General features: G+C 62.1%; 11 protein-coding genes. 1 reads left to right on the forward strand and 10 read right to left on the reverse strand.

All coding sequences use genetic code 11. The features are described 5' to 3' along the window. Window positions 1-10 precede the first annotated feature (10 nt). The 9 genes from glmM to LCF59_RS11325 form a co-directional block, all read right to left on the reverse strand. A complete protein-coding gene (gene glmM, locus LCF59_RS11285; RefSeq protein WP_292287573.1) occupies window positions 11-1354 on the reverse strand; it encodes a phosphoglucosamine mutase in 1344 nt (447 codons plus the stop codon). Next, a complete protein-coding gene (folP, locus tag LCF59_RS11290) occupies window positions 1354-2364 on the reverse strand; it encodes a dihydropteroate synthase (protein ID WP_292287574.1) in 1011 nt (336 codons plus the stop codon). The genes glmM and folP overlap by 1 nt, the downstream gene beginning before the upstream one ends. Window positions 2365-2403: 39 nt before the next feature. Then, window positions 2404-3330: a dihydroneopterin aldolase gene (locus LCF59_RS11295; protein WP_292287575.1), complete on the reverse strand. Its 927-nt coding sequence runs from the start codon at window positions 3328-3330 to the stop codon at window positions 2404-2406. A gap of 120 nt (window positions 3331-3450) precedes the next feature. After that, on the reverse strand, window positions 3451-4083 hold the full coding sequence (locus LCF59_RS11300) for a cell wall hydrolase (protein WP_292287576.1): 633 nt from the start codon (window positions 4081-4083) through the stop codon (window positions 3451-3453). Between the two features lie 179 nt (window positions 4084-4262). Then, the gene (locus tag LCF59_RS11305) at window positions 4263-6842 is read right to left on the reverse strand and encodes a putative PEP-binding protein (RefSeq protein WP_292287577.1); all 2580 of its coding nucleotides are present in this window, start codon (window positions 6840-6842) and stop codon (window positions 4263-4265) included. Window positions 6843-6884: 42 nt separating this feature from the next. Next, window positions 6885-9200, reverse strand: coding sequence for a glycine--tRNA ligase subunit beta (gene glyS, locus LCF59_RS11310; protein WP_292287578.1), 2316 nt, complete (start codon window positions 9198-9200; stop codon window positions 6885-6887). Then, a complete protein-coding gene (locus LCF59_RS11315) occupies window positions 9201-9728 on the reverse strand; it encodes a DUF6446 family protein (RefSeq protein WP_292287579.1) in 528 nt (175 codons plus the stop codon). Continuing rightward, entirely contained in the window at window positions 9725-10606 is an 882-nt protein-coding gene (locus LCF59_RS11320) for an FkbM family methyltransferase (protein ID WP_292287580.1), read from the reverse strand. The genes LCF59_RS11315 and LCF59_RS11320 overlap by 4 nt, the downstream gene beginning before the upstream one ends. Further along, window positions 10603-11532, reverse strand: a complete 930-nt coding sequence (locus tag LCF59_RS11325) for a glycine--tRNA ligase subunit alpha (RefSeq protein WP_292287581.1) — start codon at window positions 11530-11532, stop codon at window positions 10603-10605. The genes LCF59_RS11320 and LCF59_RS11325 overlap by 4 nt, the downstream gene beginning before the upstream one ends. Before the next feature lie 152 nt (window positions 11533-11684). Here LCF59_RS11325 and LCF59_RS11330 point away from each other — a divergent pair, with 152 nt between their 5' ends. Next, entirely contained in the window at window positions 11685-13445 is a 1761-nt protein-coding gene (locus LCF59_RS11330; protein ID WP_292287582.1) for a trypsin-like peptidase domain-containing protein, read from the forward strand. 579 nt (window positions 13446-14024) lie between these two features. Here the strand turns inward: LCF59_RS11330 and ilvC are convergent. Next, on the reverse strand, window positions 14025-15047 hold the full coding sequence (ilvC, locus tag LCF59_RS11335; protein WP_292287583.1) for a ketol-acid reductoisomerase: 1023 nt from the start codon (window positions 15045-15047) through the stop codon (window positions 14025-14027). Window positions 15048-15092: the final 45 nt, after the last annotated feature.

The raw sequence follows: 15092 nt of genomic DNA on the forward strand, positions 1-15092 counted from the left end.
GCACCGTGGGTCACGCCGAGGCTGTTACCTCGGCCACGATGCCGTCGACCACGTCCACCAGCATCTGTTCGTCCTCACACTCCGCCATCACGCGGATCAGGGGCTCGGTGCCGGATTTCCGGATCAAGAGCCGCCCTTTGCCATTCAGCCGCGCTTCGGCATCGGCGACGGCGGATTTGACAGCGGCGGTCTCCAAAGGGGCCACGGACGGATCATAGCGCACGTTTTTCAAGAGCTGCGGGACAGGTTCGAAACTGCGTGTCAGGGCACTGGCGGGACGGCCGGTACGGCACATCTCGCACAGGAATTGCAACCCGGCCATCAGCCCGTCTCCCGTGGTGGCGTAATCCGTCATCACGATATGACCGGACTGTTCCCCGCCAAGGTTCCAGCCGCCGCGCCGCATCGCTTCGACCACGTAGCGGTCGCCGACGCCGGTGCGCTCGAGCCGCAGCCCGCGCCCGCCCAGGAACCGCTCCAGACCGAGATTGGACATGACCGTGGCCACCAGGACCCCGTCCCTTAGGCGCTCTTCGTCGGCCCAGCGGGCGGCCATCAGGGCCATGATCTGGTCGCCATCGGCGATCTGTCCGGATTCGTCGATCAGGATCACCCGGTCGGCATCGCCATCAAGGCAGATGCCGACATCCGCACCCTGCGCCACCACGGCGGCTGCCGCCACTTGCGGATGGGTCGAGCCACAGCCATCGTTGATATTGGTACCATCCGGCTCGATCCCCAGCGGGATCACGTCCGCGCCAAGCTCCCAAAGCACCTCGGGGGCGGCCTTGTAGGCGGCGCCATTGGCGCAATCGACCACCACTTTCAGCCCGTCCAGCCGCATGCCGGGAAGGACCGTGGACTTCACCCGCTCCTGGTAGCGGAAGCGCCCATCGTCGATGCGCTTGGCGCGGCCGATATTCTCGACCTGCGCGGTTTTGACACCGCTTTCGATCAACGCTTCGATCTCGGCCTCGTCTGCATCCGACAGCTTGAACCCGTCCGGTCCGAAGAACTTGATGCCGTTGTCGGCGGCGGGGTTGTGGCTTGCGGAAATCATGATCCCCAGGTCGGCCCGCATCGACGGGGTGAGCAAGCCCACCGCCGGCGTCGGAACCGGTCCGAGCAGGAGCACGTTCATCCCGGTCGAGGTCAGCCCCGCAGTCAGCGCATTTTCGAACATGTAGCCCGATTGCCGCGTGTCCTTGCCGATGACGACGCGATGCACCCCCTTGGAATCCTGCCGGAAATGCCGCCCGACCGCGGCTCCGATCCGCAGTGCCATATCGGCGGTCATCGGAAAGGTGTTTGCGGTGCCGCGCACCCCGTCGGTTCCGAAAAGCTTGCGAGTCATCAGCCGTGTCCCCTTACAATCGCCTGCCACATGGCCAAAGCCTGGCGGGTCTCGTCCACGTCATGCACCCGCATGATCTGTACGCCCTGCGCCGCCGCGTGCAAGGCCACGGCTACCGATCCCATCACACGTCTGTCCGCAGCGTCGGCCCCGGTTATGGTGCCGATGAACCGCTTGCGGGACGCTCCGAGGAGTATCGGACAACCAAGACCGTGAAAAAGGGACATATCGGACAACAACATCAGGTTGTGATCAATGGTTTTCCCGAAGCCGATCCCCGGATCGACAATGATACGCTCACGTGCAATCCCGGCCGCCTCCAACGCGTTGATGCGGTCGGACAGGAAATCATAGACATCGAGGCGCACATCATCATAGCGCGGGTCGTTCTGCATCGTCTGCGGATCGCCCTGCGCATGCATCACGCAGACCGGCACGGCATGGTTTGCACAAAGCTCGGCCAGCGCCGGGTCATGGGTAAACCCGGACACGTCATTCACGATCGCCGCGCCCGCGGTCAGCGCCGCCCCGGCCACAGACGCCTTGCGCGTATCGATCGAGATCGGGACGTCCAGCCCCTCCGCGAGGGCGGCGATCGGGCCGGCGACGCGGCGGATTTCTTCCTCGGACGGGACGGTGGCCGCCCCGGGGCGGGTGCTTTCGCCGCCGATATCGATAAGCCCTGCGCCTTCGGATATCATATGTCGCGCCTGCGCCACGGCCGCTTCGGGATCGAGGTACCGCCCGCCGTCGGAAAAGCTGTCGGGGGTGACGTTCAGGATGCCCATCACCGTCACATCCGACATATCGAGACCCGCGACAGGCGCGCGTGACGCGGTCAGGCGGGCCACGATGTCGTCGGGAATTTCCTTGGCGGGAATCACCTCTGGCGCAGCGTCACGACGCAGCGCCACCGCGTCCGAAAACCACAGCGGTCCGCCAGCGAGCGGCTGTGCATCTTTCGGGCGTGTGACTTCGGAACGGGGCAGGGGGCGAAAATAGGTGGTCATACCGTGTCAATGAAACGCAAAACAGGCTTTGACAAGCGGTTACAGCACGCTTTCGCCGATTGGCCTGTTGCGAAGTGTAACATCCTCGGCGGAGGACGCCTCCGCCCCGATGGTAAAAACCTCGCAGGCATCCATTTCGGCGGCGAACCAGCCGGTGAGCGCGGCAGCATCGGTCACCGCGCTGCCGGGGCCATCGACCGCATCCAGCACGATCTTGGAAGGCGCCCAGATGCAGACCTGTCCGTTCTTCATCGCCCAGTCGAGTTCGGTGCGCGTCGCCACCACCTTGCAGCGCGCGTCCCGCGCGGCAAGGGTCCAGCCGTTCTGTTCGATTGCCAGCAGATCAATCCGGCGTTGCGTCATCGCGTGGCCTGTCCGGGGTCGCGGGCCATCGGGCAAGCCGACACACAGGATGAGCGGCGCGCTGCGACCGGTCATCTGGTCGATCCAGCCGCCCAGGTGCTGCGACGCGATTGCCGCATTCGACAGGTGAACAACACGCGGATGCGGGCGCTCCTGCGCGGCATCCTGCGCGTCTTGCCCCAGATCACCGCGCGAGCGCACGATCTCCACACCAAGAGCCCCGGGTCCGCGATCCAGCTTTTCGATCCGCACGAAGGCACGCAGCGCCTGTGGTTCGTGCAGGATCCGTTCGGCGATCCGTTCGGCCAGCGTTTCCAGAAGATTCAACCGCTCTGCGCCCAGTTCGGCGGCAATCGCTTCGGTCACGCGATCGTAAGACAGGATCCGATCCACGTCATCGTCAAGATGCCCAACGATGGGCTGCACTTCGACCACCACGTTGAAGCACACCCGCTGGGTGGTGCCCCGTTCGGCCTGAAAGGCGCCGATTTCGACCTCGACGATATGATCGCGCAGGGAGATGCGGTCCACCGGACCGTCATCCGCAGTGGCAATCGCCCGTTCGGCCGGATGCGCAAAGGCAAGGCGAATTTCGGAACTCATGGCACGTCCTTCGTTGCAACGTCATCCGCCTATCAGAGGTGACCCGAAACGGAAATGCCACGAAAGGGCGTTTTGCAGCCCAGTCGCGACATTATCGCACAGACGATGGCTTGAAGTGTGTCAGCCGTTGCTGCTGACCCGCCATGTGTGCCGATAGAAGAGGTGGACACCGATCGCCGTTGTCTTCGTGTAGGTGTGGGCCCAGCGGGGCTGCACCGCGGTGGTGTGATAATGGGTGGCCCCATCGGTCAGGTTCAACGGGGCGCGGCCATGAAGGATCGCCCCGGCAACCTTGCCGACACGGTCCCATGCGCGCGGCTCGTGGACCTGTTCGGGCAGACCGTCACAGGTATAGGTGAACTGGCATTGATATTTCTGGCCTGTTCCCTGGTTGATCACCCCGCAAACGCTGTCCGGAAACCGGCCGCTCTTGACGCGGTTCATGATGACCTCGGCCACGGCGAACTGGCCCTTGATGGTTTCGCCGCGGGCTTCGAAATACAGCGCTTCGGCCAGGCATTTCCATTGGGCGCCGCCTTTGGACGCCGATTGCGCATCAAGCCAGGAGGAATTGTACATCGCGGTCTTGCGCGATGCCGGTGTGACCAGCGATTTCAGATGAGACGGACCGGCCGCAGCCAATCCGATCTGTTCATTGACGACAAGCGCCTCGGCAGCGTTACTCACGCGCTCGGCCACGGCGGGTGTGGCCAGCAGGCCAGCAGCCACGATCAAAGCAAACAATCTCGACATACCGAGTGTTCATCTCGCAACATTGTGGGTTGCGACGCTGCGAGCAGAAAAGCAACGCCGCACAATGCACGGGCGAATATCGAAATTATGCCGTGTAAACAAGCAGGTCAGATGTGACCTTCTTGCATATCACATATGCGCCTCGCGAAGGCGATATCTGGACACCCCGTCGCAGGGTGCTACCTGATCTTGTCACCAAGCGCAAGTTGTGCTGCCGCGAGTCGCGCCACCGGAACCCGGAAGGGCGAGCAACTGACATAGTCGAACCCTGCCGACCGACAAAAGGCGATTGATTCGCTATGCGCTGCATGCTCACCGCAGATCGATAAAACCACGTCCGGATGCGCGGCGCGACCCCGATTTGCGCCAAAGGTCAATAATTCTCCGACGCCTTCGGTGTCGAGGATGTGAAACGGGTCTTCGCTGAAAACGCCTTGCCGGACATATTCCGACATGAACCGCCCGGCATCATCGCGTGACAGGCCATAGGTCATCTGGGTCAGGTCATTGGTGCCGAAACTCAGGAAATGGGTGTGCTCGGCAATATCGCCGGCGCGCAGGCAGGCGCGGGGCGTTTCCACCATCACGCCCAACCGGTAGCTGAAATCGGTGCTGTTCTCGGTGCGTACCGCTGCTGCCACCGCTTCGACCCGGCCGCGCACCAATTCGACCTCGCGCTTGGCCGACACCAGCGGAACCATGATTTCGGGCACCACGGTGATGCCCTCGCGGGCCGCTTCGACCGTTGCCTCGAAAATCGCACGCGCCTGCATGTCGTAGATCTCTGGCACCGTGATGCCAAGCCGCACGCCGCGCATGCCCAGCATCGGGTTGTATTCTGTCAGGCTTTCGACCCGGCGCGTCACGACGCTCACCGGGATATCAAGAGCTTCGGCCAATTCTCGCTGGCCCGCGCGGCTGGTGGGCAAGAACTCGTGCAGGGGCGGATCGAACAGGCGGATGCAGACCGGCTGACCCTGCATGATCTGGAACAGTTCAAGAAAATCCGTCCGCTGCATCGGCAGCACAAGCTCAAGCGCCGCTTGCCGGTCCTGCGGGTTTTCCGCGAAGATCATCTCGCGCATCGGCGTCAGCCGTTCGGGTTCGAAGAACATGTGCTCGGTGCGGCACAACCCGATTCCCTGCGCCCGGAAATGCAGCGCGGTTTTGGCATCGGCGGGTGTGTCGGCATTGGCCCGCACACCGATATCGCGCTCGGCATCGGCCCAACTCATGAAGGTGCGAAAGGTGTCATCCAGTGTCGCTTCGATCATCTCCACCGATCCGGCCAGAACCTGCCCGCGTGTCCCGTCGATGGTGATCTCGTCGCCTTCCTTGAAGATCCGCCCATCCGCCGCGGCAAGCGACCTCCGCTTCACCTGGAACCGCAGATCCGCGACCCCAACCACGCAGGGCAGGCCCAAACCGCGCCCGATCACCGCCGCGTGGCTGGTCATGCCGCCGCGTTCTGTCAAAACCGCCGCCGCCGCATGCATCCCGCGAATTTCCTCGGGGCTGGTTTCGCGCCGGACCAGAACGCAGGCCTCTCCGCGCGCCGCACTGGCCTGCGCGGCCTCCGAGGAAAACACGATCCGCCCGGTGGCCGCGCCGGGGCTGGCGGCGATCCCGCTGCCCACGATGTCCCGGCGGCTCTTGGCAGACACCTGCCGGTGCAGCAATTCCGACAGCGCGCGCGGTTCGATCCGCATCACCGCGTCCTGTTTGCCGATGATCCCGTCCTCGGCCAGGCGGACGGCGATCCGCAAGGAGGCCCGCGCACTGCGCTCCACGCGGACCCCGTCAAGGATATGCAGTTTGCCGTTCTCGATGGTGAATTCGATCTGCATTTCCTCGCGCAGGTGGGCGCGCATCAGGTCGGCATGTCTCAGCAGCGCGGCAAAGGCATCGGGCGCCAGCTCTTCCAGCGATGGCCCGCGCGGGTCGGTTTCAAGGAAAATCGACGGCGACCCGCCATCCAGCGCCTCGCGGCCCTGGCTCTGGCTCAGGTACCGGCCCGTGACCTGTGGCAAGCCGGTGGACGGGTTGACCAGTTGCAGCACACCCGATCCGCATTCGCCGCTGCCAAGGCCAAGGGCCATCTCCTGCACCACGAGGCCCAGGCCCGCATCAACGGGCGCGCCCTTGGCCTGTCGCAAAAGCCGTGCCGTGGTGCCTTCCCAGGCGCGCGCCATCGATCGCAGGATTTCCGCCAACTGGATCGCCGGGTCCTGGGGGAAGGGTTCTTCGGCCTCGTCCTCGTAAAGCTGCAGCGCGGCGGTCAGCGTGTCATGCCCATCGGTCTCCAGCTCATCGAATGCCTCGGCATCCAGACGCGCCACATCGATCGCGTAATTCACAATAAACCGGAAATATATCTGCGTTGCCGCGTCTGTGCCGATCTGATCGCACAGGGCGGCATGGCGGGCATCGTTCATCCCGATGTTCAGCACCGCACCGGGACCGCCCCAGTCCGGATCTTCCGACGAGGGGCGCACGCAGAGCAGCGCATTTTCGTCGAACTGACCCAGGATCCCGCTCACATCCGGACGATAGCCGGACGCGATCTGGTGCACGGCATCGAAGGACAGCGCCACCGTCGGCGGCACCGGCAGATCGAGCCGCACCAAGCGCTGCAAACATTTCGCCCGCCCGCCATGGGTCGGCGTTGTCATCGGAGAGGTCGGTGTGATCAGCGTCACATCGGGGTTGTCAGGGCTTGGTTTCTGCACTGCAGCACCTCTTGAAGCTGGGCGCAGCATACGGACGCCGCGCGCCCTGACAAGAGGCGTTGATGGCGCGGCCTATCCTTCGATTCGTGTCAGATCGGCCACTTGCAGACAAGTCGTGCGGATCGTGCGCAGCAGGTTGAGCCTGTTGCGCCGCAGAACCGGGCTTTCGGCGTTGACCTGCACAGCCTCGAAAAACGCATCCACGGGCGCGCGCAGCTCGGCCATCGCGGCCATCGCCGTGGCAAAATCCTGCGCCTGTATCGCTGGGGTGATCCGGGCTTCGGCGGTGGCCAGCGCGTCGAAAAGCGCCTGTTCCGCGGGGTCTTCGGCGAATTTCGGATCGCCGCCAAAGGAATATTCCACCCCGTCCTTTTCCTCGGCCTGCGTCAGGATGTTGTTGGCGCGCTTGAACCCCTGGACAAGGTTCTCGCCATCCTCGGTCTCAAGAACCGCCTGCAACGCCTTGGCCCGCTTGACCAAAAGCGCAAGATCGTCATTGCTGGGCATCGCGATGCAGGCGTCGATCACGTCATGCCGCACGCCTTGGTCGCGGAGGTAGACCTTGAGACGGTCGTGGAAGAAGGAGAGGAGGTCACTCGTAAGAATTTCGGAGTTGCAATGATACTTTTCAAAGTCCGAAAGCGTTTTCTCAATCGAAAAGGTAATTGGCCGAAAAAGGTTTCCGGTGTCTTTGCATGCTCTGTACGTAACGTGATCAAAGTCCGCCAAGGCACTGGCATCATTGTAGAAGCTCTGCGTGCGGACGTAGGGGCCGTTTAAGTCCGGCGTGCTGGAAATTAGGGCCTCGCCAGCCTTAGTTAAACCTTGGAGCATGTTAGCTTTGGCCAAGCCATCTTCTAACTTATCGAATAGTGGCCAAAGTACATCCCTGAGCGACAGGTTCAGCCCATTCTCAAACACCAACCGGATCACTCCCAGCGCCGCACGGCGCAGGGCGAACGGATCTTTCGATCCCGTGGGTTTCTCGTCAATCGCCCAGAACCCGGTCAGCGTGTCGATCTTGTCGGCCAGCGCGACGGCCACGGAGACCGGTGCAGAGGGCACATCGTCAGACGGGCCCAGCGGGGAATAATGCTCCTGACAGGCGGCACCCACCTCGGGCGGCAAACCTGAAGCATCACTGTAATAACGACCCATAAGCCCCTGAAGTTCTGGAAATTCATAGACCATTTCAGATACCAGGTCAGCCTTGGCGACACGCGCCGCCTGTTCGGCCAGATCGGCATCAGCCCCCACCAGCGGGGCCAGCTCCCGCGCCAGGGCCGCCACGCGGTCGACCTTGTCCTTCACGCTGCCCAGCTTGTTGTGGAAGGTGACCGACTCGAGTGCGGCACGCCATGGGTCCATCTTTTCCTGTTTGGCGACCCGCAGATCGTTCTCCCAGAAAAACTTCGCATCCGACAGCCGCGCCGACAGCACCTTCTGGTTGCCTGCCAGGATTGTCGCGCCGTGGTCGGCGGTTTCGCGGTTCGCCACGGTGACAAAGCGTTCGATCCGGCCCGTCTTGGAGTTGCGGACCGAAAAGAACTTCTGATGCTCTTTCATCGAGGTCTGGAGCACCTCGGGCGGCAGGTCGAGGAACTCTGCCCCGATCTCGCCCATCAGCACGACGGGCCATTCGACCAGCCCCGCCACCTCGGCCAAAAGTCCTTTGTCCTCGACAACCTCCAGCCCGTTGGCAAAGGCCTGGTTGGTCGCGTCCTGCCAGATGGCCTCGGCGCGTTCACCTGCGTCCAGCAGCACATGGGCGCGTTTGAGCCGCGCCTCGTAATCGTCAAAGCCCGTCACCTCGAACGGCTCCGGCGCCATGAAGCGATGGCCCTCGGTGCTGCGCCCCGACACGATCCCGTCAACGTCAAGAGGCACCACGTCGGACCCGTCCTCGCGCGTCAGCAGGCAAAGAATCCGGTGCAATGGCCGCACCCAGCGCAAAGATCCCGTGCCCCAGCGCATCGACTTGGGCCACGGAAAATTGCGGATCGTGTCCTCAAGCACCTCGGCCACGATCTCGGGTGCGTCGCGGCCCGGCTTTTCGATCACCGCATAGAAGACGCGGCCTTTCTTTTCGTCCCGCTCGATCAGGTCGGCGCGTGCCACACCGGCGCCGCGCAGGAACCCCTCGATCGCTTTTTCCGGCGCATCGACGCGCGGGCCCTTGCGCTCTTCCTTCAGGTCCGGCGACCGCTCGGTCAAACCGTCGACCCGCAGCGCCAATCGGCGCGGCGTCGCATAGGCGGCGGCTCCGGCATAGGTCAGACCGGCCTCGACCAGACCATTGGTCATGCGCGCCTTGAGGTCCTCTGCGGCCCTGGCCTGCATCCGCGCCGGGATTTCCTCGGAAAAAAGCTCGATCAATAGGTCGGGCATTCACGTGCCTCCGTTATCGCGTTCCGGGCAGTCCTCGCCCAGCGGGCTGCCATCATAGGCCTTGTCCCCGCATTCGTTCACTTCGTGCCAGATATAGCCGCGCCCGTCTTCGGTGATCGCCACCACGCGGTCGATTCCGAATTCGCGGTTGCGTTCGCTGGTGAACACCTTTGCGCGACCGTCAGAGATATCCTCACCGATCGCCTCGGCATCGAAGCAGTCGAACCATCCCGGCGCATTGCGCGGGCTTGCGCCGCTATATTGTTCATAGGTATCCGTGAGGGTGGACATGGGTGTCTGCGTGGTAAAGCAGGCGCGGTATCGAATGGGTGAGCTTTCGGCGTCAATCGCTTGAAAATCCTCGTAAAGGATCGTTTCACGCGTGCCGTCCAACGTGGTCAGCTGCACGTCATCCGTGCCGGTCGGCACAACCTCTTCGTAAAAGGCATAGACCTGCAGGTAATACATCGACACGCCTGCGATCAGCGCGCTCAGGACGATGACGATGGTGAGGATTTTGCCGGTCATTTTGTGGTTCTTTCGAAGAGTAATATTAACCTGTCTCTTCCCACCGCCTTTATGTGGAAACCGTGCTCTACCAGTATTCTTGTGACTTCGGGCAAGGTGCTTTCTTGACGCAATCCCCTCTCGAAGCCGACATCTGCGGACACGAATTGAAAGCATGACAAAATTTGGCTCGCCCCCAATAATATTTCTGGCTCGGCACCTTCTGCTTCCAGTTTGAGGAGCTTGTAGGTTTTCTTGGGTAGAACTGTGTCGAGACGTACTGTTGGCACCGAGATTGTTTCATCGTAACCATCAATGGGAATAATCGAGCTATCCGCAGTGGCTGATTTGACGTAAAATTCCTTCTGATCATCGTCGTCCGACCATACTGCGGCATTAAACGCCTTGAAACCTTTGATCGCGGAATTTGACGCGAGATTTCGCTCCAAGGCTGCGAATTCGCGGGGGCTTGGTTCAAAAGCTGTTAAATTAACTTCTATGCCAAGTGATTGTATGGCTAACGCCAAGTCTCCAACGTTGGCGCCAATATCAACAATGTTATCTCCCGGCCCAAAAGGTACTTGGTCGAGTAAATACTCTTTTGCCAATTTTTCGCCTCGGGCTTCTAAACCCGCTAGATAACTGTTCACACGTTCGCAGTGCGCAAAAAAATGTGTTTGATGATCTTTCAAGGCGAAAAGCGAATTTTCAGGGTTATACTCGAATTGCGGTCTAACCCCAGAACGAGGAAGTGCCGCTGTGGAGGCCGCCCGAGCAAATCTCACACTTCCTAAGCTCGCAATAAGACGAACTCGCTTTCGACTGACACGTTTTGGAGAGTGAAGCAGGTCCGCGACACGCCAAAAAGCGAGAATTATCTCCGTCGCGATGTGGTTCACGCGGCGTATCCCCCGGCCTCGGTCAGCACGAACGCATCGGCACAGCGTTTCGCCAGCGCCCGAACGCGGCCGATATAGCTTTGGCGTTCCGTAACCGAAATCACGCCGCGCGCATCGAGCAGGTTGAAGATATGGCTCGCCTTGATGCATTGGTCATATGCCGGATGCGCCATGATGATGCGGTGGCCGGTCTTGGGGTCCACCGCGTCCTGTTCGAGGATTCGCGCGCATTCTGCCTCGGCCTCCTCGAAATGCCGCAGGAGCACCTCGGTATCCGCGACGTCAAAATTCCAGCGCGAATATTCCTGCTCGGTCTGGCGGAACACGTCCCCGTAGCTGAGCGGGATCGGCGCGTCCGGGTCGTTGAAGGGCATCTCCATCACGTGGTCAACGCCCAGCACATACATCGCCAGACGTTCCAACCCATAGGTCAGTTCGCCCGAGACCGGGTGGCAGTCTTGCCCGCCAACCTGTTGAAAATACGTGAATTGCGACACTTCCATGCCATCGCACCACACTTCCCAGCCAAGCCCCCACGCGCCCAGCGTCGGGCTTTCCCAGTCGTCCTCGACAAAGCGGATGTCATGCAGCGCCATGTCGATCCCGATGGCGCGCAAGGACCCCAGGTACAGATCCTGCAAATCGGGCGGCGACGGTTTGATGAGGACCTGGTACTGGTAATAATGCTGCAACCGGTTCGGGTTCTCGCCGTAGCGCCCGTCGGTCGGGCGGCGCGACGGCTGAACATAGGCGGCGGCCCAGGGCTTTGACCCAAGAGACCGCAACGTCGTGGCCGGGTGGAACGTGCCCGCACCCACTTCCATGTCATAGGGTTGCATCATCGCGCAGCCCTGACCGGCCCAGTAGGACTGCAGGCGCAGGATGATCTCCTGGAAACTGCGCGGCTTTGAAATGGTCTGGTCCATGGCGGTTGCACCCCGGTTTGTCCTAGCGCTTGATTAGGCGCATGGGGTCCAAGGGTCAATTGCGCGTGCGCTCCTAATTTTCGCGTTCCAGTGGCGGTTTAATCTTGCTAAGGCAGAGTGCAGAAAACGGCTTTTCGAACAGGTAGATGTTTATGATGCGCAATTTCATGCTCGCTGTGTTGGCAGTCTTGGTGGTGGGCGGTCACTCTGCCGCGGCGCAGGACACGGCCCAGGAAACTGTCTATGTCCAGATCGAGGCGCATCCGACCCTTGCAGAGACGGAAAGCCGACTGCGGGATTTCACCTCCGTGCTGGCGGATGTCAACGGCTTTGACTTGGGCCGTGGCTGGTACGGCATCGCGCTTGGCCCCTACGACAGCCGGACCGAGGCGAACCGCGTGCGGCGGAACCTGCGTGCGCAGGGCCTGATCCCGGGCGACAGCTATGTCGAGGAGGCAGATCGGTATGGCCAGCGCATCTGGCCTGTCGGGGCCGGTCCCGCACAGGCGGCGCGCCCGGCCGATACGGCTGACACGAGTGATCCCGCGCGGCAAACCGCATCCCAACCGGCTCCGGAGGCTCAGACGCCCGACGAAACCCCGCGCCAGGCGCGCGAAGCCGAGGCGCGCCTGACCCGCACGGAGCGCGAAGATCTGCAGATCGCCTTGCAATGGGCCGGCTTTTACACGGCCGGGATCGACGGCGCCTTCGGGCGCGGCACCCGAGCCGCCATGTCGGACTGGCAAGCGGCCAACGGGTATGATCGCACCGGCGTGTTGACCACCGCGCAGCGGGCCACGCTTTTGCGACGGTACAACGCCGTTCTGGACGGGATGGACATCCAGACCGTGCGGGACCGCCGCGCGGGGATTGCCATCGACCTGCCGCTAGGCGCCGTGTCCTTCGACCGCTACGACAGCCCCTTTGCCCATTTCGATCCGACAGGCACGGTCCAGGATGCGCGCGTGTTGTTGATCAGCCAACCGGGCGATCCGGACAGGCTTGCCGGTCTCTACGAGGTCATGCAGACGCTTGATATCGTCCCGCTCGAAGGCGACCGGGAGCGCGACACCGGCAGCTTTACCCTGACCGGCCGGAACACCGAGATCGTCTCCCACACCGAAGCGCGGCTGGAGGACGGGGCGATCAAGGGGTTCACGCTGGTCTGGCCCACCGGCGACGAAGACCGCCGCAGCCGGATCCTCGCCAGGATGCAAGACAGCTTTTCGCGAATCAACGGCGTTCTTGATCCGGCCACCCTCGCCGAGGACAGCCAGAGCGTCGATCTGGTTGCGGGCCTTGCGATCCGGAAACCCAAGCTCACCGCCTCGGGGTTCTTCGTGGACCGTCAGGGCAGGGTGGTTACCACCGCCATGTCGGTCGAAAACTGCGGGCGCATCACGCTCAATTCCGATTACGACGCTGACGTGATGTCCACGAACCCTGACCTTGGCATTGCCGTGCTGCGCGCCACGCAGCCACTGGCTCCGAATGAAATCGCCACGTTCCGCGATGGCACCCCGCGCCTGCAATCCGAGATCGCAGTGGCGGGCTTTTCCTTCGGTGGTGTCTTGCCCGCGGCCTCCATGACCTTCGGCCGGCTCGAAGACCTGCGCGGCCTCAATGGTGAAGACACGCTCAGCCGCCTGTCGATCGGTACCATGTCCGGCGATGCCGGCGGTCCGGTGCTCGACGATGGCGGCGCGGTGCTCGGGATGCTGGTTTCACCGGGTGCAGGGGATCGGCAGTTGCCGGACGATGTCAGCTTCGCCGCCAAGAGCCATAGCGTCCAGGCAACGTTGCGCGAAGCGGGTGTCGCGCCACAGACCACGGCCAGCCTGCCGCGGCTCGACCCGGTGGATCTCACACGCAAAGCGACGGCAATGACTGTCCTCGTCAGTTGTTGGGAGTGACGGGCCGCCCGAACAGCGGCATCAAGGCGCGTCTCTTGCTGATGACGAGGCCCGGCTGCGCGACCATGCCCCGATGCCCCGATACGCTGATACGCCGGGGCAATATCAGGTTGATTCTGCATGAAATCTGGGCATGTTTGCATAACAGTCGGGGGAAACCCGGCGCGAAACATTGCAACCTTGCGTGTTTCGAGTAGCGCTTTAGGCACGTGCTGATCCGGCAGCCACCTCGAACCGGGAAAAGACAGTCTTTCAGGAGGACCAAATGGACGCGTTTTTCATTCTGCCCATCATCATTCTTCTCGCACTTCTGGCGTGGTGCGTGCTGCAACTCAAGGATGACGTGTAATCCATAAACCGGATCGGGGCGGCTAACCTACCGCCGCGTTGACCGAACGGTCAACGCCGGTCCGCCTATCGATCCTGTCCTTTGCCAGGCTGCGGCCGCAACCGATCCTGCGTCGGTTGGCTCTGGCCAGGACCGCTGCGCAGCGTTTGCTGGCCGCAGAGACACCAAGGTCATGTGGGGGACAGTGGCCCCCACATTCATCGGACGCGCAAAGCCCGTCCGAAACCGGATCAGTTCTTTTCCTTGTCCACCATCTTGCCAGCGGAAATCCACGGCATCATGCCGCGCAGCGTCTCGCCGACCTGTTCGATCTGGTGTTCGTCGTTCAACCGGCGCGTCGCCTTGAACATCGGCTGGCCCACTGCGTTTTCCTGCATGAAGTCCCGCACGAAACGGCCGGTCTGGATGTCGGTCAGAACCTCCTTCATGCGCTTCTTGGTCTCGTCGTAAGGCAGGATCCGCGGGCCGGACACGTATTCGCCGTATTCGGCGGTGTTCGAGATCGAGTAGTTCATGTTCGCGATGCCGCCTTCGTAGATCAGGTCGACGATCAGCTTCACCTCGTGCAGGCATTCGAAATAAGCCATTTCCGGCTCGTAGCCAGCTTCCACCAGCGTTTCGAAACCCATGCGGATCAACTCGACGAGGCCGCCGCAAAGAACCGCCTGTTCACCGAACAGATCGGTTTCGCATTCTTCGCGGAAGTTGGTCTCGATGATGCCCGAGCGCCCGCCACCGATGGCCGAGCAGTAGGACAGGCCGATTTCCAGCGCGCGGCCGGATGCGTCGTTTTCGACGGCCACAAGGCAGGGCACGCCGCCTCCTTTGGTGTATTCGCCGCGCACCGTGTGGCCGGGGCCTTTCGGCGCCATCATGAGCACGTCGACACCGGGCTTTGGCTCGATCAGGCCGAAATGCACGTTCAGACCGTGGGCGAAGGCGATTGCGGCGCCTTCCTTCAGGTTGTCGTGCACGTATTTCTTGTAGGTCTCGGCCTGCAATTCATCGGGCATGGTGAACATGATCAGGTCGCACCAGGCCGCCGCTTCGGCAATGCCCATGACCTGCAGGCCTTCGCCTTCGGCCTTCTTGGCCGAGGCCGAGCCTTCGCGCAGGGCGACGACAACGTTCTTGGCGCCGCTGTCGCGCAGGTTCAGCGCATGGGCGTGGCCCTGGCTGCCATAGCCCAGGATGGCCACTTTCATGTCCTTGATAAGATTGATGTCGCAATCGCGATCGTAATAAACGCGCATGATGATCCCTCGGTCTGTGTTTCGATGGAAGCGCAAGATAGGGGG

It is taken from the genome of Marivita sp. (assembly GCF_020055675.1).
In the GTDB taxonomy this organism is placed as follows: Bacteria; Pseudomonadota; Alphaproteobacteria; order Rhodobacterales; family Rhodobacteraceae; genus Marivita.